At 62.2% G+C, this 18,072-nt stretch carries 14 protein-coding genes and 4 pseudogenes; 4 read left to right on the top strand and 14 right to left on the bottom strand.

Features of this window, described 5'->3' with window-relative positions:
• Positions 1-37: 37 nt before the first annotated feature.
• Together J5M66_RS08815 and J5M66_RS08810 are read right to left on the bottom strand one after the other, a co-directional pair.
• Entirely contained in the window at positions 38-2,149 is a 2,112-nt protein-coding gene (locus tag J5M66_RS08815; RefSeq protein ID WP_125927460.1) for a PAS domain-containing hybrid sensor histidine kinase/response regulator, read from the bottom strand.
• Positions 2,150-2,284: 135 nt separating this feature from the next.
• Entirely contained in the window at positions 2,285-2,974 is a 690-nt protein-coding gene (locus J5M66_RS08810; RefSeq protein ID WP_122707997.1) for a GntR family transcriptional regulator, read from the bottom strand.
• A gap of 248 nt (positions 2,975-3,222) precedes the next feature.
• Between J5M66_RS08810 and J5M66_RS26930 the strand changes: the two are divergent.
• From J5M66_RS26930 to J5M66_RS26915, 4 pseudogenes are all read left to right on the top strand, one after another.
• Positions 3,223-3,348: pseudogene (locus J5M66_RS26930) on the top strand (metal ABC transporter ATP-binding protein); the annotation flags it as partial.
• A 142-nt stretch (positions 3,349-3,490) separates the two neighbouring features.
• A pseudogene (locus tag J5M66_RS26925) lies at positions 3,491-3,616 on the top strand (metal ABC transporter ATP-binding protein); the annotation flags it as partial.
• 672 nt (positions 3,617-4,288) lie between these two features.
• Positions 4,289-4,417, top strand: a pseudogene (locus J5M66_RS26920) (metal ABC transporter ATP-binding protein); the annotation flags it as partial.
• Between the two features lie 5 nt (positions 4,418-4,422).
• Positions 4,423-4,554: pseudogene (locus tag J5M66_RS26915) on the top strand (metal ABC transporter ATP-binding protein); the annotation flags it as partial.
• Positions 4,555-4,692: 138 nt separating this feature from the next.
• On the opposite strand, the gene J5M66_RS08805 reads toward J5M66_RS26915, so the two are convergent.
• The 12 genes from J5M66_RS08805 to J5M66_RS08750 all read right to left on the bottom strand — a co-directional run bounded on the left by J5M66_RS08805 (position 4,693) and on the right by J5M66_RS08750 (position 17,991).
• On the bottom strand, positions 4,693-7,770 hold the full coding sequence (locus J5M66_RS08805; protein ID WP_207807890.1) for an error-prone DNA polymerase: 3,078 nt from the start codon (positions 7,768-7,770) through the stop codon (positions 4,693-4,695).
• Positions 7,767-9,182: a DNA polymerase Y family protein gene (locus tag J5M66_RS08800; RefSeq protein WP_123442653.1), complete on the bottom strand. Its 1,416-nt coding sequence runs from the start codon at positions 9,180-9,182 to the stop codon at positions 7,767-7,769. The genes J5M66_RS08805 and J5M66_RS08800 overlap by 4 nt, the downstream gene beginning before the upstream one ends.
• A gap of 5 nt (positions 9,183-9,187) precedes the next feature.
• Positions 9,188-9,805, bottom strand: a complete 618-nt coding sequence (gene imuA, locus J5M66_RS08795; RefSeq protein ID WP_207807891.1) for a translesion DNA synthesis-associated protein ImuA — start codon at positions 9,803-9,805, stop codon at positions 9,188-9,190.
• Positions 9,805-10,422, bottom strand: a complete 618-nt coding sequence (gene lexA / locus J5M66_RS08790; RefSeq protein WP_076563218.1) for a transcriptional repressor LexA — start codon at positions 10,420-10,422, stop codon at positions 9,805-9,807. The genes imuA and lexA overlap by 1 nt, the downstream gene beginning before the upstream one ends.
• Before the next feature lie 193 nt (positions 10,423-10,615).
• Positions 10,616-10,894: a DUF971 domain-containing protein gene (locus J5M66_RS08785; RefSeq protein ID WP_136493522.1), complete on the bottom strand. Its 279-nt coding sequence runs from the start codon at positions 10,892-10,894 to the stop codon at positions 10,616-10,618.
• Positions 10,891-11,853, bottom strand: coding sequence for a HEAT repeat domain-containing protein (locus J5M66_RS08780; protein WP_207807892.1), 963 nt, complete (start codon positions 11,851-11,853; stop codon positions 10,891-10,893). The genes J5M66_RS08785 and J5M66_RS08780 overlap by 4 nt, the downstream gene beginning before the upstream one ends.
• Entirely contained in the window at positions 11,850-12,698 is an 849-nt protein-coding gene (locus tag J5M66_RS08775; RefSeq protein WP_123442656.1) for an ABC transporter ATP-binding protein, read from the bottom strand. The genes J5M66_RS08780 and J5M66_RS08775 overlap by 4 nt, the downstream gene beginning before the upstream one ends.
• A complete protein-coding gene (locus tag J5M66_RS08770) occupies positions 12,698-13,471 on the bottom strand; it encodes an ABC transporter permease (protein WP_123442657.1) in 774 nt (257 codons plus the stop codon). The genes J5M66_RS08775 and J5M66_RS08770 overlap by 1 nt, the downstream gene beginning before the upstream one ends.
• A 131-nt stretch (positions 13,472-13,602) precedes the next feature.
• Positions 13,603-15,027: an ABC transporter substrate-binding protein gene (locus tag J5M66_RS08765; RefSeq protein WP_185015365.1), complete on the bottom strand. Its 1,425-nt coding sequence runs from the start codon at positions 15,025-15,027 to the stop codon at positions 13,603-13,605.
• 211 nt (positions 15,028-15,238) lie between these two features.
• Positions 15,239-15,484 (bottom strand): ferredoxin family protein, encoded by a 246-nt coding sequence (locus J5M66_RS08760; RefSeq protein WP_007959413.1) that lies wholly within the window; start codon positions 15,482-15,484, stop codon positions 15,239-15,241.
• A gap of 27 nt (positions 15,485-15,511) precedes the next feature.
• Positions 15,512-17,242 (bottom strand): fumarate reductase/succinate dehydrogenase flavoprotein subunit, encoded by a 1,731-nt coding sequence (locus tag J5M66_RS08755; protein ID WP_016774451.1) that lies wholly within the window; start codon positions 17,240-17,242, stop codon positions 15,512-15,514.
• A complete protein-coding gene (locus J5M66_RS08750) occupies positions 17,239-17,991 on the bottom strand; it encodes a GntR family transcriptional regulator (RefSeq protein WP_016774450.1) in 753 nt (250 codons plus the stop codon). Before J5M66_RS08750 ends, J5M66_RS08755 begins: the two co-directional genes overlap by 4 nt.
• Positions 17,992-18,072 lie beyond the last annotated feature (81 nt).

Below are 18,072 nucleotides of genomic sequence, written 5' to 3'. Positions count from 1 at the left end.
GGCCTGCCTTGATTGAAAAACTGGGCAGCGCTCGGCATCAGGTGCCGAGCACCTCGCAAATCATCTGCAGTAACGCTTGCGGGCTGTAGGGTTTGCCGAGCAGATGCGTATCGGGGCTGAGCTGGTGGTCGCGGGAAATGATGTCGCGGGTATGCCCGGAAGTGAACAGCACCGGCACTGGCGGCGTCTGCACCTTGGCCCAAGCAGCGAGATCGGAGCTCTTGATCAGGCCGGGCATGACCACGTCGGTAAAGATCAGATCGATCTCGATGCCTTCCAGCAACATCTGCATGGCCACGTCGCCATTGCACGCGGTCATCACCCGATAGCCTTCCTCGCGCAGCAACTCCACCGCCGAAGCGCGCACCGCGTCATTGTCTTCCACCACCAGAATGGTTTCGTGGCCGCCGCTCTTGCGTTCGCCGACACTGGCGGTCTCTTCGCGAACCGGACGCAGACTGCGCGGGAAATACAACTGCACCCGCGTGCCTTCGCCGAGCTTGCTGTCGATCTCGACGTGGCCGCCACTCTGTTTGACGAAGCCGAACACCATGCTCAAACCGAGCCCGGTGCCCTGGCCGTCGGCCTTGGTGGTGAAGAACGGTTCGAAGACCTGTTCCAGCATTTGTGGGGCAATACCCACGCCGGTGTCGGTGACCGCCACGCGAACATACTCACCGGCCGCTATGCCCTTGCCGGCGCAGTATTCGCTGTCCAGGCAGACATTGGCGGCACTGAGGCCGATGACGCCCTCGCCTTTCATCGCGTCGCGGGCGTTGATGGCCAGATTGAGAATCGCGTTTTCCAGTTGATTGCGGTCTACGTTGATATGCCACGGCTGCGGCGGCAGTTGCACGTCGATCTGAATGGTTTCGCCCAAGGCGCGTTGCAGCAACTCGCCAACGCCTTCGAAAATCTGTTCTGGGTTGCACACGGCGGGTGAAAGCGGTTGCCGCCGGGCAAACGCGAGCAATTGTGAAGACAGTTTGGCCCCGCGCTCGACCGCCGCCAGCGAAGCCCCGACCCGGCGCTGCACGTTGGCATTGTTGGGCTCATGCCGAGCGAGCAGATGCAGGTTGCCGGCGATGACTTGCAGCAGATTGTTGAAGTCATGGGCAACGCCACCGGTCAGGCCGCCGATGGCTTCGAGTTTCTGCGACTGGCGAAGCTGTTCCTCGGCCGCCAGTCGCGCATCCACTTCGGCGGCCACGCGCTGTTCGAGGTTGCGGGTGAATTTGAGCAGTGATTCTTCGGCATTCTTGCGCTCATGGATGTCGATCAGCACACCGGGGAAGCGAAACGGCCTTCCGTCTTCATCGAACTCGCAGGCACCACTGGCCAGCACCCACAGATATTGGCCATCGCCGCGCTGTACACGGTACTCGGCGTTGTAGGGCTCGCCAGTGCGCACACAATGGGCGACCCGCTCCTGGACCCATGGGTGGTCGTCGGGATGAATGCGCGATTCGGCGATCTCTTGTTGCAGATCGCTCAAGTCCTGATCCGGCGGATAGGAAAAGGTGCGGGCGAAACGTTCGTCAGCGGAGAAGCGATTGTTCTTGATGTCCCAAACAAACGAGCCAAGCAGTGCGCCGGCATTCAGCGCCAGACGCACGCGCTCGTTGTCGGCGCGATAGGCATCTTCGGCCGCCTGGCGCAGGCGCTCGGAATGCACCAGTTCGGTGGTTTCGACCACCATCGCCATGACGCCGCCGGGCACGCCTTCGTCGTTGGCCACCGGGCTGTAATACAAATCCATCCAGACGTCTTCGGGCACGCCGTCGCGCAGCAGTACCAACTCTTTGTTGCGATAGGACAAGGTGCCACCGGCCAGGCAGGTGTCAACGACGTGGCGGTTGAATTCGGCGACTTCCGGCCAGCCCAGCTCAACCGGGACGCCAAGCAGATAGGGGTGGCGGCCGCCGGCGAATTCGGAATAAGCGTCGTTGTAGATCATGTAGCCGGCGTGGCCCCACAGCATCACCATGGGCAACGGCGAAGCCAGCATCAGTTGCACGGTGTTGCACAGGCTGGCCGGCCATTCGGCGAGCGCGCCAAGTTCCGTGTGGCTCCAGTCGAACGCACGGATGCGCTCGGCCATTTCGCCTTTCCAGCCTTCACAGCCGTGGCTTTCGGATAAAAACTGCATCGCCTGACTCAGTGTCCTTTTTTGCGGTTTTCCGATCTATCGCAACGCTACAACGACGCGACGCCCGTGTGTTTCGAGGCTGTGAAAACGCATTGGTTTCATCGCAGGTATAGCCGATTTGCGACGCAGAGCCATTCAGACGCCAATCAAGTGCTTGAGTGGGTGATAGCCGGTTTTCATTTTCGCCGCGACGTCGAGGATCGCCTTCTCGATTCCGTTGAGGTGCGTACAGGTCAGTTCGATCGCGGCGCTCTGATCGCCGGCTTCGATGTACTCGAGCAAACGCAGGTGTTCATCGTCGCGGCAGGCTTGATGACTGTCATCATCGAGCGCGGCGGCATACAGCGAGGCCCGCGAGATCAGCTTCTGGAACCAGTCGAGCAATACCGGATTGTTCAGGCTGCGCGCCAGTTTGAGGTGGAACTCGCCGAGCAGATGGATCAGTCGTTCATGGTCGCCGGCAGCATGCGCGGCATCTTCCAGTAACAAGTGCTCGCGCAGGTCCTGCATGGCAACGCTGTCTCTACGCCGGCACAGTTCGGTGACGATGCCGATCTCGATCAGCCGCCGGGTTTCGAACAACGAACGCAGCTCTGCGTCACTGGGCAGCGACACCGATGCACCTTTGTTGGGCTCAGTGGTGACCAGACCATCGGCTTCCAATTGCTTGAGCGCAGCCCGCACCGAGGTGCGGCTGACATTGAACAGCTCGGCCAGCGAGGCCTCACCCAGCTTCATGCCCGGGCGCAACGAACGCTTGCTGATCGCCGCATAAACCCCTTGGTAGACGCGATCGACCGTGGTTTCCAGCTTCTTTTCGCTCATTCGAACACTCCTTTGGCGTCGGGCAATTCATCCTGGCAGTGGCTGGCCATGGAGTTGATCGGGTTCCCGTACCGGTGTGAAGCGCAGAATATCTGCCTTCGGCCCAAAGGTGCAGCCTTTTGATTTATCTCGATTTTGAATAAACAGCCAAAATCTGTGGGAGCGGGCCTGCTCGCGAAGGCGGCGGCACATTCAACATCGTCATTGCCTGACACTGCGCTTTCGCGAGCAGGCTCGCTCCCACACTGATCCGGGGCCGATCAACCATCTTCATCGCAACCAAAACCCCTGTGGGAGCGAGCTTGCTCGCGAAGGCGGCGGCACAGTCAACATCGTCATCGCCTGACACTGCGATTTCGCGAGCAAGCTCGCTCCCACACTGATCCGGGGCCGATCAACCATCTTCATCGCAACCAAAATCCCTGTGGGAGCGAGCCTGCTCGCGAAGGCGGCGGTACATTCAACATCGTCATCGCCTGACACTGCGCTTTCGCGAGCAGGCTCGCTGCCACACTGATACGGGGCAGATCGACCATCTTCATCGCAACCAAAATCCCTGTGGGAGCGAGCTTGCTCGCGAAGGCGTCGGCACGTTCGACATCGTCATCGCCTGACAGTCCGCTTTCGCGAGAAAGCTCGCTCCCACACTGATCCGGGGCCGATCAACCATCTTCATCGCAACCAAAACCCCTGTGGGAGCGAGGCTGCTCGCGAAGGCGGCGGCACAGTCAACATCGTCATTGCCTGACACTGCGCTTTCGCGAGCAGGCTCGCTCCCACACTGATACGGGGCCGATCGACCATCTTCATCGCAACCAAAATCCCTGTGGGAGCGAGCCTGCTCGCGAAGGCGGCGGCACAGTCAACATTGTCATTGCCTGAGACTGCGCTTTCGCGAGCAGGCTCGCTGCCACACTGATACGGGGCAGATCGACCATCTTCATCGCAACCAAAATCCCTGTGGGAGCGAGCTTGCTCGCGAAGGCGGCGGTACATTCAACATCGTCATTGCCTGACACTGCGCTTTCGCGAGCAAGCTCGCTCCCACACTGATCCGGGCCCGATCAACCATCTTCATCGCAACCAAAACCCCTGTGGGAGCGAGCTTGCTCGCGAAGGCGGTGGCACATCCAACATCGTCATCGCCTGACAGTCCGCTTTCGCGAGCAAGCTCGCTCCCACACTGATCCGGGGCAGATCGACCATCTTCATCGCAACCAAAATGGGAGCGAGCCTGCTCGCGAAGGCGGCGGCACAGTCAACATCGTCATCGCCTGACAGTCCGCTTTCGCGAGCAAGCTTGCTCCCACACTGATCCGGGGCCGATCAACCATCTTCATCGCAACCAAAACCCCTGTGGGAGCGAGTTTGCTCGCGAAGGCGTCGGCACAGTCAACATCGTCATCGCCTGACAGTCCGCTTTCGCGAGCAAGCTCGCTCCCACACTGATACGGGGCAGATCGACCATCTTCATCGCAACCAAAATCCCTGTGGGAGCGAGCCTGCTCGCGAAGGCGGCGGCACAGTCAACATCGTCATCGCCTGAGACTGCGCTTTCGCGAGCAAGCTCGCTCCCACAATGATCCCGGGGCCGATCAACCATCTTCATCGCAACCAAAATCTCTGTGGGAGCGAGGCTGCTCGCGAAGGCGGCGGCACAGTCAATATCGTCATCGCCTGAGACTGCGCTTTCGCGAGCAGGCTCGCTGCCACAAAGGTCAGTGGAAATCGCGGCTCTGCACGTGAATGCCATTGAGCAGCGGGCTCAGGTCGCTCATGCGCCCGGCGATCAGGTGGCGCACATCGCCTTCGCGTTCCCAGCGGCCGTCGACCTTGAGCAATTGCGACCCCACCAGCACTTGGCGCTGACGCTCGGCCAGGTCACGCCAGACCACCACGTTGACGTTGCCGAACTCGTCTTCCAGGGTCACGAACGTCACGCCGCTGGCCGTACCGGGGCGCTGTCGGCCGGTGACCAGACCGGCCACGCTGACCGGCCGGCCATGTTCGATATCCATCAACTCGCGCGAGCTGCGGCAGCGCCGGGCCTGCAACTCGCCACGCAGCAATGCCAACGGGTGCGGCCCCAGCGTCGTCCCCACCGTGGCGTAATCAGCATGCAAGTCTTCGCCAACGCTGGGTTTGGGCAGGACGATTTTGACTTCTTCTTCGTTGGGCAGGCCGGCGAACAGGCCGAGTTGTTTCTGCACACCGGCCACTTCCCAACGCGCACGATGGCGATGCCCGGCCAGACCGCGCAAGGCCCCGGAGTCTGCCAGCAAGGCCTGCGCACGACTGTCGAGGGCGGCGCGCTCGCCCAAATCGGCAACATCGGCAAACGCCCCGTGGCGGCGCGCGGCTTCGATGCGCCGGGCATCTTCTTCGCGAAACCCCTTGATCATGCGCAGGCCCATGCGAATCGCCGGTTGCCCGGCACTCAGCGGCTCGAGGCTGCAATCCCAGTCACTGGCGCGCACGTCCACCGGACGGATCTGCAATTGGTGCCGACGCGCATCCTGCAGAATCTGGTCCGGGCTGTAAAAGCCCATCGGCCAACTGTTGATCAATGCGCAGGCGAACGCCGCCGGTTCGTGACACTTGAGCCAGCAACTGGCGTAGGTCAGCAAGGCGAAACTGGCGGCGTGGGATTCGGGGAAGCCGTAACTGCCGAAGCCCTTGATCTGCTCGAAGATCTGCGCAGCGAATTCGGGTGTGTAGCCGTTCTTTTTCATGCCGGCGGCGAGGCGTTCCTTGTGCGGCTCCAGTCCGCCATGGCGTTTCCAAGCTGCCATTGAGCGGCGCAACTGATCGGCCTCGCCGGGGCTATAGTCGGCAGCGACGATGGCGATCTGCATGACCTGTTCCTGGAACAACGGCACGCCCAGGGTTCTTTTGAGTACGACTTCGAGCGCCGGCGATGGATAGGTTTCCGCCTCTTCGTTATTACGTCGGCGCAGATACGGATGAACCATGCCGCCCTGAATCGGCCCGGGCCGGACGATCGCCACTTCAATCACCAGATCGTAGAAGGTCTTAGGCTTCAGGCGCGGCAGCATCGACATCTGCGCCCGCGACTCGATCTGAAATACACCGACGGTATCGGCGCGGCTGATCATTGCGTAGGTCGGTTTGTCTTCGGCGGGGATCGTCGCAAGGGTCAGGTCCAGATCGCGATGCCGGCGCAGCAGATCGAAGCAGCGGCGAATCGCACTGAGCATACCCAAGGCGAGAATATCCACCTTGAGCAGGCCGACCGCATCGAGGTCGTCCTTGTCCCACTGAATGATGGTGCGGTCGGCCATCGCTGCGTTTTCGACCGGCACCAAGGTGTCCAGCGGCTGCTCGGAAATCACAAAACCGCCAGGATGCTGCGACAGATGCCGGGGGAAGCCGATCAGTTGCCCGGTCAGGCTCAGCACCCGGCGCAGCACCGGACTGTCCGGGTCGAAGCCGCCTTCACGCAAACGTTCCAGCGGCGGCGTCTCATCGCTCCAGCGCCCGCAGCAGTCGGCCAGCGCGTTGATCTGATCCGGCGGCAGGCCGAGGGCCTTGGCCACATCGCGCACGGCACCGGTGGCGTGATAGGTGCTGACCACCGCCGTCAACGCCGCACGTCGCCGGCCGTAACGGTTGAACACGTATTGCAGGACTTCTTCGCGGCGCTCGTGCTCGAAATCGACATCGATGTCCGGCGGCTCGTTGCGCTCTTTGGACATGAAACGTTCGAACAATAGCGTGGTGCGCTCCGGGTCGATTTCGGTGATGCCCAAGGCATAACACACCGCCGAGTTGGCTGCCGAACCACGGCCCTGACAGAGGATTTTCTGTGTGCGGGCAAAGCGCACCACGTCGTGCACGGTGAGGAAATAGCTTTCGTAGCCGAGCTCGGCGATCAATTGCAGCTCGTCATCGATCTGCTTGAGCACCTTGGCCTGAGGCCCTTTCGGCCAGCGCCAGGCAATGCCCTCCTCGGTCAGATGGCGCAACCAGGAACTGGCACTGTGGCCCTCGGGCACCAGCTCTTTCGGGTACTGATAGCGCAGCTCGCTCAGATCGAAAGTGCAGCGTCTGGCCAGTTTTAGCGACGCTTCGAGCAAGTCCGGCGGATACAGGGCGCGCAGCTCATCGAGGCAACGCAAATGCCGCTCGCCATTGGGGTGCAGGCGCAGACCCGCTTCGGCCACGGGGACGTGATGACGGATCGCGGTCATGGTGTCCTGCAAGGCACGGCGCCCCCGGGCGTGCATGTGCACATCGCCGCTGGCCACGGCTGGAATCTGCAACTCAGCCGCCAGAGCCAACAATGCCGATAGTCGCTGCTGATCGTTCTGCCCGCGATGCAGTTGCACCGTGAGCCACAGGCGGTCGCCGAAGGTTTGTTTCAGCCAGCGCCCTTCTTCCCGGTCATCCACTGAATCCGGCACCCACAACACCAGCAAACCCGGCAGCGCTTCGGCGAAGTCTTCGCGCAGCACCTGATACTGGCCTTTCTGCGTACGCCGCCGGGCCTGGGTAATCAAGCCGCACAAGGCCTGATAACCGGCAAGGTTTTCCACCAGCAGCACCAGTTTCGGGCCGTTGTCGATGCGTATCTCGCTGCCGATGATTAGCGGCAACTCAACGGACTTCGCCGCTTGCCACGCACGAACGATGCCGGCCAGGGTACATTCGTCGGTGATCGCCAGCGCCTGATAGCCGTGCTTTTTCGCCCGCTGAAACAGTTCCAGCGCGCTCGAGGCTCCGCGCTGGAAACTGAAGTTCGACAGGCAATGCAGTTCGGCGTAATCGGCCTTCATGCGAACCAGCCTTGCAGCCACAGCGGACCGCCCTCACCCACCGCCCGCCAGGCCCAACCCTGCTGACCGGCGCGGTTCTGGATCAGGTAGTAATCACGCCGCACGTCGCCACCGTCCCACCAACCGGATTCGATGCGCTCCGGCCCCATGAGAATCCGCGCCGAACCTTCTGGCACGCTTTGCGGTTCGTTGAGCAGCCAGCCCGGACGCTGCACGCTGGGCAACCCCGTGCAAAGGTGTTTATCGGCAGCGTTCTGCCACGCGCACTCAGGGCGATGATCGGCCTGAAAGCGCAGCCCCTGCACCGCGTCATCACCCAGCCGTGCGCGCAGACGTTCGCGCAATTGCTCCCAGGGCAAGGTCTGCTGCGGGCGGTCGTCGAACAGCTCCTGATACTGCGGAACGAAACTCGGCAGGTCTTCGGCGCGCAAGCGAAAACCACGCACCGGTGCCTCCACCTGGACTTGTTCCAGCCGGCCACGGGCCAGTTCGAAGAGCATCGCCGCGTCACGCTCGGCGCTGAGCAGGCCGACCTTGATCACTGTGTCCGGCAGCCCGGCGTGTTCCAGAAGCAAATCGAAGCGCTGCACACCGCTGTCGCGCCCGCAGAGGAACGCCGACAAATCGCCGGTCAAGCGCCGTAACGGGAACAGCAAGGCCTGATGGGATTGCACGTCGAAATTCAGTTCGATGCGGATATCGAAACGGTCGGGCGGCAGATAGAACGCCAGCGCCAGAGGGCGTGCGCCGAACAGCGTGTCGAGGTGCTTGAGCATCTGCGCTTCGAAACGCCGGGCCAGTGCCTGGCGTGGCAGGCTTTGCACCTGACTGAGATTGCGCAGGCCCATGCGCGACAACGCCGTGGCGACATTCGGCTCCAGCCCCACACGATCAACAGGCAATTGCCCGAGATGATGCTGCAAAGCCTCACCGTCCGGCACCACCAAGCCATCGTAGGCATTGGCCAGCACTCGCGCAGCCACCGGGTTCGGCGCGGCGACGATGCGATGACGAAAGCCCAGGTCTTTCAACTCCTGGCGCAGGCGAGCTTCAAATTGCGGCCAGGTACCGAACAGTCCGAGGCTGGATTCGATCTCGAAGACCACGGTACGCGGGTAATGCACGCTGACCTGCGCGCTGAAGCGATAGGCCCACGCGGCGAGAAACTGCTGCCAGTGCTCGACCTCGGCCACCTCATAATCGGCGGTGGCAAAGCCTTTGCTCATGGCTTGCGCGGCGGTCATCGACATGCCAGGGCGCAGGCCGAGTTTGCGTGCCGCCGGATTTACCGCTTGCAGCACCCGCCGCTGGGCCGGGCCGCTGAGCAGGACCAGCGGCTCTTCAGGGTCGGGCCGCTGACGCAGCACGGCGTCGAGGGCCAATTGCGGAAACAGGATACATACCCAGCGCATGACAATCAGTGCCCCACGGCAAAGGCAATCGGAGTCGCACGCGCCAGGCCGCCACGGCACTTGAGCACACGTAGCTGCGCCGGTTTGGCATCGATGGCTATGCGTAACGCTGCCGGTGACGGGTTGACCGCTTCGCTCAACGGGCGCCAGGCAAAGGCCAGGGTCTGGCCGGTTTCCGCCGCTACCTGCAAACGCCGCAAGGCTCGGTCATCGGCCTTGTTCGGCCAGCACAGCACCGCGCCGCAACTGCCCGAGCGCAGGCATTGCTCCGCCGCCCACAAGGCATCGCGCTCGCTGGCCTGAATCACCGACAACTGGCGCAGATCGACTCCGGCATTGGCCCAACCCTGCGGGTACGGCACGAACGGCGGCGCCACCAGCACGATGCGCTCACCGGCCGCGGACAATCGCGCCAGGGTTGGCCAGACCAGCTGCAGCTCGCCGACACCGGGGCCGGCGAGGAGGATTTCGCTCAGCGCCGCTTCCGGCCAGCCGCCGCTGGGCAGAGCTGCGTCCAGTCCCGCATGCCCGGTAGGCTGCGGACTCGCCGCCGGTGGCGCAGGCCTGCCGCGCCACACCTGGCCGCCATTGAACAGCGTATCCAACGCAACGACGGCGCCCATCAGCCTTGCCTCACCAGACCACAGAACACGCCTTCGATGGCCAGATCCTGATCGTTACGCACAACGATGGGCTGATAGGCCGGGTTGCGCGGCAGCAGGCGCACTTCATCCCCGACCCGTTCGAAGCGTTTGATGGTGACTTCACCGTCCAGACGCGCAACGACGATCTGGCCGTTCAGCGCCTCGGGATTGCGCCGCACACCGACCAGATCGCCATCGAGAATGCCGTCTTCGATCATCGAGTCGCCCTGCACCCGCAGCATGTAATCCGGGGTGCGGGAGAACAGCGCCGGGTCGAGCAGCAAACGGTTATGGATATCGGCATCGGCGCCAATCGGTGCGCCGGCAGCCACGCGACCGAGTACGGGGATCTCCAGCAATTCCGGACGCGGTGGCTGACCTAGCAGGCGAATGCCCCGAGCCTGATGCGGATTGACCTCAATGAAACCGGCTTCGGTGAGCGCCAGTACATGCTTGCGCGCCACGCTGCGCGAGGCAAAACCAAAAGCCTCGCTGATTTCAGCGAGGCTTGGGGGCTGACCGTGCTCGGCGATGCGATCGCGGATAAAGGTCAGAATGGCGGTACGGCGGGGAGTGAGGTTTGTCATGGAGTACATTTGTACTCCTGTGGGAAATGCCTGACAAGAACCGCCAGTCGGCGCAAGCCGACGCAGGCAGCTGCCGAAGGCTGCGATCTGATCGTTCCCACGCTCTGCTTGGGAATGACTCAAGGGACGCTCCGCGTCCAGTGACGCGGAGCGTCACGGGCTGCATTCCCACGCGGAGCGTGGGAACGATCATCGGATAAGGTCAGGAACCCAGTTGCGCCAGGTACTCCCACGGGTAAATCCCGCGTTGATGGCCATCGCTGAACACCAGTTGCACACCATAACCCTGTGGATTTACCTCGATCAGGCGCACGCGATCATCAACCAGCGGCGTGACGCCGCGCAGGCGAAATGCGCGGCATTGCGAGCATGGGCATTGCCGGCGCAGATCGGCATGCCTGAGCAACGATTCGCGCCCGTCCGGCCAGCTCAGGCGCAACGTGCGTGCACTCTGCGAGTTGCCCACCGCCAGCGGACTCATTGCAATTGACTCAGAGCGATGCGCACGGCTTTGCGCACTTCCGGGTCGCCGTCGTCCTGCGCCGCCTGCAACGCGGCCACGGCGCCGCGATCGTTCAATTCACCGAGGGCCAGCGCGGCTTCCTTGCGCAGATTGCTGATGCGGTGGCCGAGGGTGTCGATCAGCGCGTCCAGCGCCGGGACGAAGCGCAAGCGACCGAGGCTTCGGGTGGCGCGCAGGCGCACTTGCCAGTAATCATCGCTCAGCGCTTCGACCAAGGCCGGGCCGGCGTCGCTGTGGCCAACCTTGCCCAGCGTGGTCGCAGCTTCTTCGCGCACTTGCCAGGCAGGGTCGCGGAAAGCCTGGCGCAACGCTGGCAATACTTCGGCGCCACTGGCCAGACCCAGCGCACCCGTCGCGGCGCGGCGCACTTCGGTGTCCGGGTCGTCGCTGGCCAGTTGCGCCAGGGCTGGCAGCGCCTCGAGCTGTTTGAGCCAGCCGAGCACACCGACCGCTTCGCGACGGACATTGGCATCGGTGTCCTCCAACGCTGCGACGGCAGCCGGCGCGGCCTCGGCGAAGCGCAATTCGCGTAACGCCCGAAAGGCGGCGATGCGCACACTGACATCGGCATGTGCGGTCCACGGCAGAATGACCCGCCCCGCCGCCGCAGTCTTGAGCAGGCTCAGACTTTGCGCCGCCGCCGATTGCACGGCGGGCGCCGAATCCGTCAGCGCTTCGCACAAGGCTTGCACGACCGCTTCATCCTCCCACGCTTCAAGCAATCGTGCGGCTTCAGCGCGGACGTCCTCGGCGGGATCCTGCCGGAGTCGATCAACCAGCCAGAGCAAACCATCCGATTCCTCCAGATCAGCCAGATCAATCAGGGCAATGCGCCGCACGCCAGCGTCTTCAGCCGTCAGGCGCGGTTGCAGGGCGAGGATGTCTTCGTTGTCGGTCACAGCAAAAATAGAGGTCATAGGGCAAATCGCGGCAAAGGGTTTTCAGGAGGCAGGCCGAGCGGATTGAGGCGCGGCAGCGGTCGGTCGTTGTCGTGGCGCAGCAGGTCGAGGCAATGGCGTTTCAGGCGAGCGAACTCGGGGCTGGTCACCAGTTCGCTGGTGCGCGGGCGTGGAAAGTCCAGACGCAGGTCTTCGATGATTCGCCCTGGTCGCGCGCTCATTACCAGCAAGCGATCGGCTAGAAACAGCGCCTCTTCGATGTCATGGGTGACGAAAACCACGGTGGTGCGGATGCGCGTCCAGATGTCCAGCAGCAGTTCCTGCATGTTCAAGCGGGTCAGCGCATCGAGCGCGCCGAACGGCTCGTCCATCAGCAACAGGCGCGGGCGATTGACCAGCACCCGGGCAATCTCCACCCGCTGCTGCATGCCACCGGAAAGCTGATCGGGCCAGCGCTCGGCAAAGCCTTCGAGGCCGACCAGTTTGAGGATGTCGTCAGCGGCGAGACGGCGCTCAGTCTTGCCGACGCCGCGCATCTTCAGGCCGAAGGCGACGTTGTCGCGCACCGTACGCCAGGGGAACAGCGTGTGGTGCTGAAACACCATGCCGCGCTGCGGCGACGGGCCGGTCACCGCGCTGCCGTCGACTTTCAAGCTGCCGGTACTCCCATTCAAGTGCCCGGCCAGAGCGCCGAGCAAGGTCGACTTGCCGCATCCGGACGGGCCGAGAATGCACACGAACTGGCCGGGTTCGATCTGGCAATCGAGACCCTGCACCGCTTCGAAAGCTTCGCGGCCCTGGCCGAGGACGATGGACAACTGGCGAATGTCGATCCGCCCTTCCGGGGTTTGCATGACGCTCATCAGGCTTTGCCTCGTGGTCGATGCCAAGGCGTGAACAAGCTGCCCAGGCGTTTGATCAGCCAACTGCTGCCCATGCCCAACACGCCGATCAGGAGCATGCCGACGACAATGTCGGCGTAGTTCTGAATGGTGTAGGACTCCCATGTGTAGTAACCGATACCGAACTGCCCGGAGATCATTTCCGCCGTCACCAGGCAGAACCACGAAGTGCCCATGCCGATCGCCAGACCGGTAATGATGCTCGGCGCAGCGCCTGGCAGAATCACCTCCAGCAGAATCGCCCGACGCCCTGCTCCGAGGCTTTTTGCCGAGGCGATCAGGCGTGGATCGACACCTTCGACGCCGTGCACGGTGTTGAGCAGGATCGGGAACAGCGCGCCGGTGAAGGTGATAAAGACCATCGACAATTCCGAGGATGGAAACATCAGGATCGCCAGCGGAATCCACGCCACGGCGGGGATCGGGCGCAGGACCTCCAGTGGTGGCAGCAGAATGTCTTCGGCCCATTTCGACCGGCCGATGGCCAGGCCCAGGGCGATGCCGATGATCAACGCCGCCAAGTAACCGGCGAAGACCCGGCCGAGGCTGCTGCTCAAGTGCTGCCAGAGTTTGCCCGAGTCGCCCAGGCCCAGCGCAGCTTCGATCACCGCCAGTGGCGTCGGCACGTTGGCAAAGGTGACCAGGCCGAGGTTCCAGTGGTGGCTGGCGGCGAGTTGCCAGAAGAGCAGGCAGAGCAGCAGTGAGGCGGCCCGGGGGATCCAGCGTGGAAACATATATCACCTCTGATCGTTCCCACGCTCTGCGTGGGAATGCATCCCGTGACGCTCCGCGTCACATCCAAAGCGGACGCAGAGCGCCCATTGAGGCATTCCTTTGCTGCGCGTGGGAACGATCTACGTTTGAGTTAACGATTGGCAACAACCTGCGCAGTGGCATCGCTGAAGTCGAACACCTTGCCACCCTGCCCCGCAGCGTATTGCTGGGCCTGGCCCTTGAGCAGAAATGCGCTGAGGCGGCCCTTGTCGTCGCTGGCAAACCACGCCTGTTCAGCGAGCAACTTGATCCCGCTGTCACTGGCCTGCGCATACACCGCACGAATGTTCTTGCCCTCCTGCTTCAACCCTGCCAACGCGGTGAACGCCGCTTCAGCCGAGCCGTAACGGCGGACTTTTTCCTCGCCACGCACCCAGATTTCCGCGACATGGCTGACGTCGGTGATGGCTTTGCCCGTCGCCGCATCCACACCCGGCAACGGCGTCTGCGCGTAGTTGGCCAGTTGCGCGGTGTAATCGAGGTTCGCAGCCTTGAACGCGGCGCGGATGTACTGGTCGTCGATGAAGCTGTTCAGGTCGAGCCCGCGATCAGCTTTCTTCAGCAGCTTCAGGGTATCGATGGCGGTACCGACGGCCTGGCGATATTCAGGCTTCCAGCTCAGGTCGCGGGTCTGTACGCCGAGCGGGCCATGGAACAGGTAGTTGACCTCGGCATCGACGCCGGTGACTTTGGCGATCAGTTCGCTGTACTTCTCCGGTTCGGTGGCGAGCAGTTGGTTGGCTTCGATGCTCGCACGCAGGTAGGCGACGACGATTTCCGGGTACTTTTTGGCGTAGGCCTGATCCACCAGTGCGCCATGGAAAGTCGGTGCGTTGGCCTGAGCGCCGTCATAGATCTTGCGGGCGAAACCACGGCTCGGGAACAGCTCGGCGAAAGGCACAAAGTCGGCGTGGGCGTCGATCTTGCCGGCCTGCAATGCCGAGCCGGCGACTTCCGGTGGCTGGGCGATGATGTTGACATCCTTGAGCGGGTCCCAGCCCTGCTCTGCCACGGCGCGCAGCAACATGCCGTGAGCCGTCGAGGCGAACGGCACCGAAATGGTCTTGCCCTTGAGTTCGCTCAAGCTCTGCACCGACGAAGCGCTCGGCACGACGATGCCATTGCCGCTGCCCTTAATGCTGCCCGACAGCACGCTGATGAACAGGCTGTGCTTGCCCGCCGTTTCGAATGCCACGCCATTGAACGCACCGGGGAAATCGGCCATGGCACCGAAATCGAGTTTGCCGGCGACCATCTCATTGGTCAGCGGCGCGCCACTGGTGAAATTCTTCCACTGCACGTCGTACTTCGCGTCTTTGTAGGCTCCATCGTGGGGCAGGTATTTTTCCAGCAGACCGAGTTCACGGATCAACAGGCCGCCGGCGGCGCAGTTGATAGTGGTGTCCTGAGTGCCGATGGCGATGCGGATGGTTTCGGCCGAGGCCGACAAGGTGAATGAAGCCAGTACCAGACCGGCGAGTGCTGCACGCAACATGAGTGTTTCCCCTCGAATCATTGGTTTGAAGTTCGTCTCCGCCGCGATCAGGGCGCGGTGGGAAACGAGGGGTGTTTTGCATTCAGCGTCCGGGGTTCACCGGATGGCTATTGGATAATCACAATTGCAACGTGGGAGCGAGCCTGCTCGCGAAGGCGGCGGGTCAGTCACCATCATTGTTGAATGAACGATTGCTTTCGCGAGCAGGCTCGCTCCCACAATGGATTTGGGGTCAACGCAATAAATAGGGGATCTCGACTTTCACCGCCCCCGTCGGGCAATCCTTCTCGCACGGCATGCAGTACCAGCATTCATCGAACGCCATGTAGGCCTTTTGAGTGGCCGGGTTGATCGCCAGCAGGTCCATCGGGCATACGTCGACGCACACCGTGCAGCCCTTTTCCGCGATGCATTTGTCCTCGTCGACGGTGACCGGGGCGTTGGAGCGGAAGAAGATTTCCTGAGCTTGGTAAGCCATGGTTCGGACTCTCTGAAAAATGATGTCTCAAGCGGCGAAAGCGCCGACGCGCAGGCGGTCGTAGGCCTGCATTTCCTCGGCGTCGAGCGGGATGATGTAAGGCTCGACGGCCTTCTTGAAACTGGTCATCTGGCCGTCCTCGCCCTTCTTCAGATGGCAGTGGCAGAACCACTCGGCGTCGTTGCGCTGCGGATGATCGACGCGATAGTGGTACAGGCCCCAGCGGCTTTCGGCGCGGAACAACGAAGCGCGGGCGGCCATTTCGGCGCAATCGCGGATCACGCTGGTTTCCATCGCTCGCATCAGTTCGTGAGCGTTGTTGGCTTTCATCTGCTCGAGATCGCGCTCGATGTCGCTGAAGCGTTGCAGGCCGATCTGCATTTTTTTGGTCACTTTCGGCGGTTGCAGGTAGTCGTTGACGAAGCGCCGCAGCTTGTATTCGACCTGCGCCGGCGGCAGACCGTCCTGGCGATCGAGCGGCGCGTAGACCCGGGCTTTCTCCTTGGCGATCTGCTCGCTGTCCAGTGCGGAAAACTCGCGGCCGGCAACAAAGTCCGCGGCGTTGTGCCCGGCGAACCAGCCGTAAGTGAACGCGCCGAGCATGTAATTGTGCGGCACCGCAGCCATGTCTCCCGCCGAGTACAAGCCCTTGACCGAAGTCTCGGCACGCTCGTTGACCCACACGCCGGACGCCGAGTGGCCGCTGCAAAAACCGATTTCCGAAATGTGCATTTCGACCATCTGCGTGCGGTAGTCGGTGCCACGGTTGGCGTGGAACTGGCCACGGCTCGGGCGCTCGTTGCTGTGCAGGATTTCCTCGATGTTCTGGATGGTTTCCTCGGCCAAGTGATCGAGTTTGAGGAACACCGGACCGTTGCCGCTTTCCAGTTCCTGGTGAAATTCCCACATCATCTGCCCGCTCCAGTAGTCGCACTCGATGAAGCGTTCGCCCTTGTTGTTGGCGGTGTAGCCACCCAGCGGGCCGGTGACGTACGCGCAGGCCGGGCCGTTGTAATCCTTGATCAACGGGTTGATCTGGAAGCACTCGAGATTGGCCAGTTCGGCGCCGGCGTGATAGGCCATCGCGTAGCCGTCACCGGCATTGGTCGGGTTTTCGTAGGTGCCCATCAGGTAGCCCGACGACGGCAGACCAAGGCGTCCGGCCGCGCCGCAGGCGAGAATCACCGCTTTGGCCTTGATCACATGGAAGTCGGCGGTGCGGCAATCGAAGCCCATCACACCGTTGACCGCGCCCTCCTCGTCGGTCAGCAAACGCGTGCAGACCAGGCGATTGGTGATGCTCACCCGCGCACGTTTCAACTGCCGATACAGGACTTTCTTGATGTCGTGCCCTTCTGGCATCGGCAGCACATAGGCGCCCATGTGGTGGACCTTTTTCACCGCGTAGTCACCGGTTTCGTCCTTCTCGAACTTCACGCCCCAGCGGTCGAGTTGTTCGATGGTTTCAAAACTGTGCGTCGCATAGGCGTAGACCGCCGCCTGATTGACGATGCCGTCATTGGCGATGGTGATTTCCTTGGTGTACTGCTCCGGTGTCGAGTGGCCGGGAATGATCGCGTTGTTCAGGCCATCCATGCCCATGCTGATCGCGCCGCTGCGCTTGACATTGGCCTTGTCGACCAGCAACACGCGCAAATCGCGGTTCTTCTCCTTGGCCTTGATCGCCGCCATCGGCCCGGCCGTACCGCCGCCAATCACGACGATGTCGTATTCCTGTTCTAGAACGTTGCGGGTCATGCCTGCTCCCCTTTTTGCCGGTCGATCCGCAGGCGGTACTGGAATGCATCGCCACGGTAGTAAAGGTGTTCGAAGTCCAGCGGCTGGCCCTGTGCGTCGTGGGTCAGACGTTCGATGCGCATGATTGGCGAACCGGCTTCGACGTTGAGCGCCTGGGTCAGGTCGCTGTCAGCCAGCACTGCGTCGATGGCCAGATCGGCGTGGCCGAGGGCGATGCCGCAGTCGTTTTCCAGAATCAGAAAGATGTCGCGAGTGACCAGGTCGGCCTTCTCCAGCCGTTCGCCGACCGCTTTGGGCAGGTAGGTAATTTCCAGCGAAATCGGCTCGCGGTTGATCAGGCGCACGCGTTTGATCTGCGCGACGATCTCACCTTCGGCCACCTGCAGACGCTCGGCGACACGCTTGTCGGCCGGAATGAATTTGAAACTGCGCAGGCGGTTGATCACCTCGTAGCCGCGCCCGGTCATCGACTCGGCGAGGCCTTGCAGGCTGCTGACGTTCTGAAAGGTTTTCGGCTTGGCGACGAAGGTGCCCTTGCCATGGATCTTGAAGATCAGGCCTTCCTTTTGCAGATCACCCAGCGCCTGGCGCACGGTGATGCGGCTGACTTTGAACAGTGCACCGAGTTCGCTTTCGGAAGGCATCTGGCTGTCTTGCGGGTATTCACCGTCGAGAATCCGCGCACGCAGGACATCGCGCAGTTGGGTATGCAGCGGAACGCTACTGAGGGAGAGAACGTTATCGGTCATCGTCGGATCACTTGTCATAACGAGTTATGACGTGATCTTAGAGAGGTTATGACGAGGTTGAGAAATATTGTTTGGGCATAA

It is taken from the genome of Pseudomonas sp. 67(2021) (genome assembly GCF_017491835.1).
GTDB lineage: Bacteria > Pseudomonadota > Gammaproteobacteria > Pseudomonadales > Pseudomonadaceae > Aquipseudomonas > Aquipseudomonas atacamensis.
Note: the sequence above shows the minus strand (reverse complement) of the source record. Positions and strands in the feature narration are given on the sequence as shown.

Excerpts from the sequence above, each read along its gene's own strand:
- J5M66_RS08815 (WP_125927460.1), bottom strand. The coding sequence starts at position 2,149 with ATGCAGTTTTTATCCGAAAGCCACGGCTGTGAAGGCTGGAAAGGCGAA.
- J5M66_RS08810 (WP_122707997.1), bottom strand. The coding sequence starts at position 2,974 with ATGAGCGAAAAGAAGCTGGAAACCACGGTCGATCGCGTCTACCAAGGG.
- J5M66_RS08805 (WP_207807890.1), bottom strand. The coding sequence starts at position 7,770 with ATGAAGGCCGATTACGCCGAACTGCATTGCCTGTCGAACTTCAGTTTC.
- J5M66_RS08800 (WP_123442653.1), bottom strand. The coding sequence starts at position 9,182 with ATGCGCTGGGTATGTATCCTGTTTCCGCAATTGGCCCTCGACGCCGTG.
- imuA (WP_207807891.1), bottom strand. The coding sequence starts at position 9,805 with ATGGGCGCCGTCGTTGCGTTGGATACGCTGTTCAATGGCGGCCAGGTG.
- lexA (WP_076563218.1), bottom strand. The coding sequence starts at position 10,422 with ATGTACTCCATGACAAACCTCACTCCCCGCCGTACCGCCATTCTGACC.
- J5M66_RS08785 (WP_136493522.1), bottom strand. The coding sequence starts at position 10,894 with ATGAGTCCGCTGGCGGTGGGCAACTCGCAGAGTGCACGCACGTTGCGC.
- J5M66_RS08780 (WP_207807892.1), bottom strand. The coding sequence starts at position 11,853 with ATGACCTCTATTTTTGCTGTGACCGACAACGAAGACATCCTCGCCCTG.
- J5M66_RS08775 (WP_123442656.1), bottom strand. The coding sequence starts at position 12,698 with ATGAGCGTCATGCAAACCCCGGAAGGGCGGATCGACATTCGCCAGTTG.
- J5M66_RS08770 (WP_123442657.1), bottom strand. The coding sequence starts at position 13,471 with ATGTTTCCACGCTGGATCCCCCGGGCCGCCTCACTGCTGCTCTGCCTG.
- J5M66_RS08765 (WP_185015365.1), bottom strand. The coding sequence starts at position 15,027 with ATGATTCGAGGGGAAACACTCATGTTGCGTGCAGCACTCGCCGGTCTG.
- J5M66_RS08760 (WP_007959413.1), bottom strand. The coding sequence starts at position 15,484 with ATGGCTTACCAAGCTCAGGAAATCTTCTTCCGCTCCAACGCCCCGGTC.
- J5M66_RS08755 (WP_016774451.1), bottom strand. The coding sequence starts at position 17,242 with ATGACCCGCAACGTTCTAGAACAGGAATACGACATCGTCGTGATTGGC.
- J5M66_RS08750 (WP_016774450.1), bottom strand. The coding sequence starts at position 17,991 with ATGACCGATAACGTTCTCTCCCTCAGTAGCGTTCCGCTGCATACCCAA.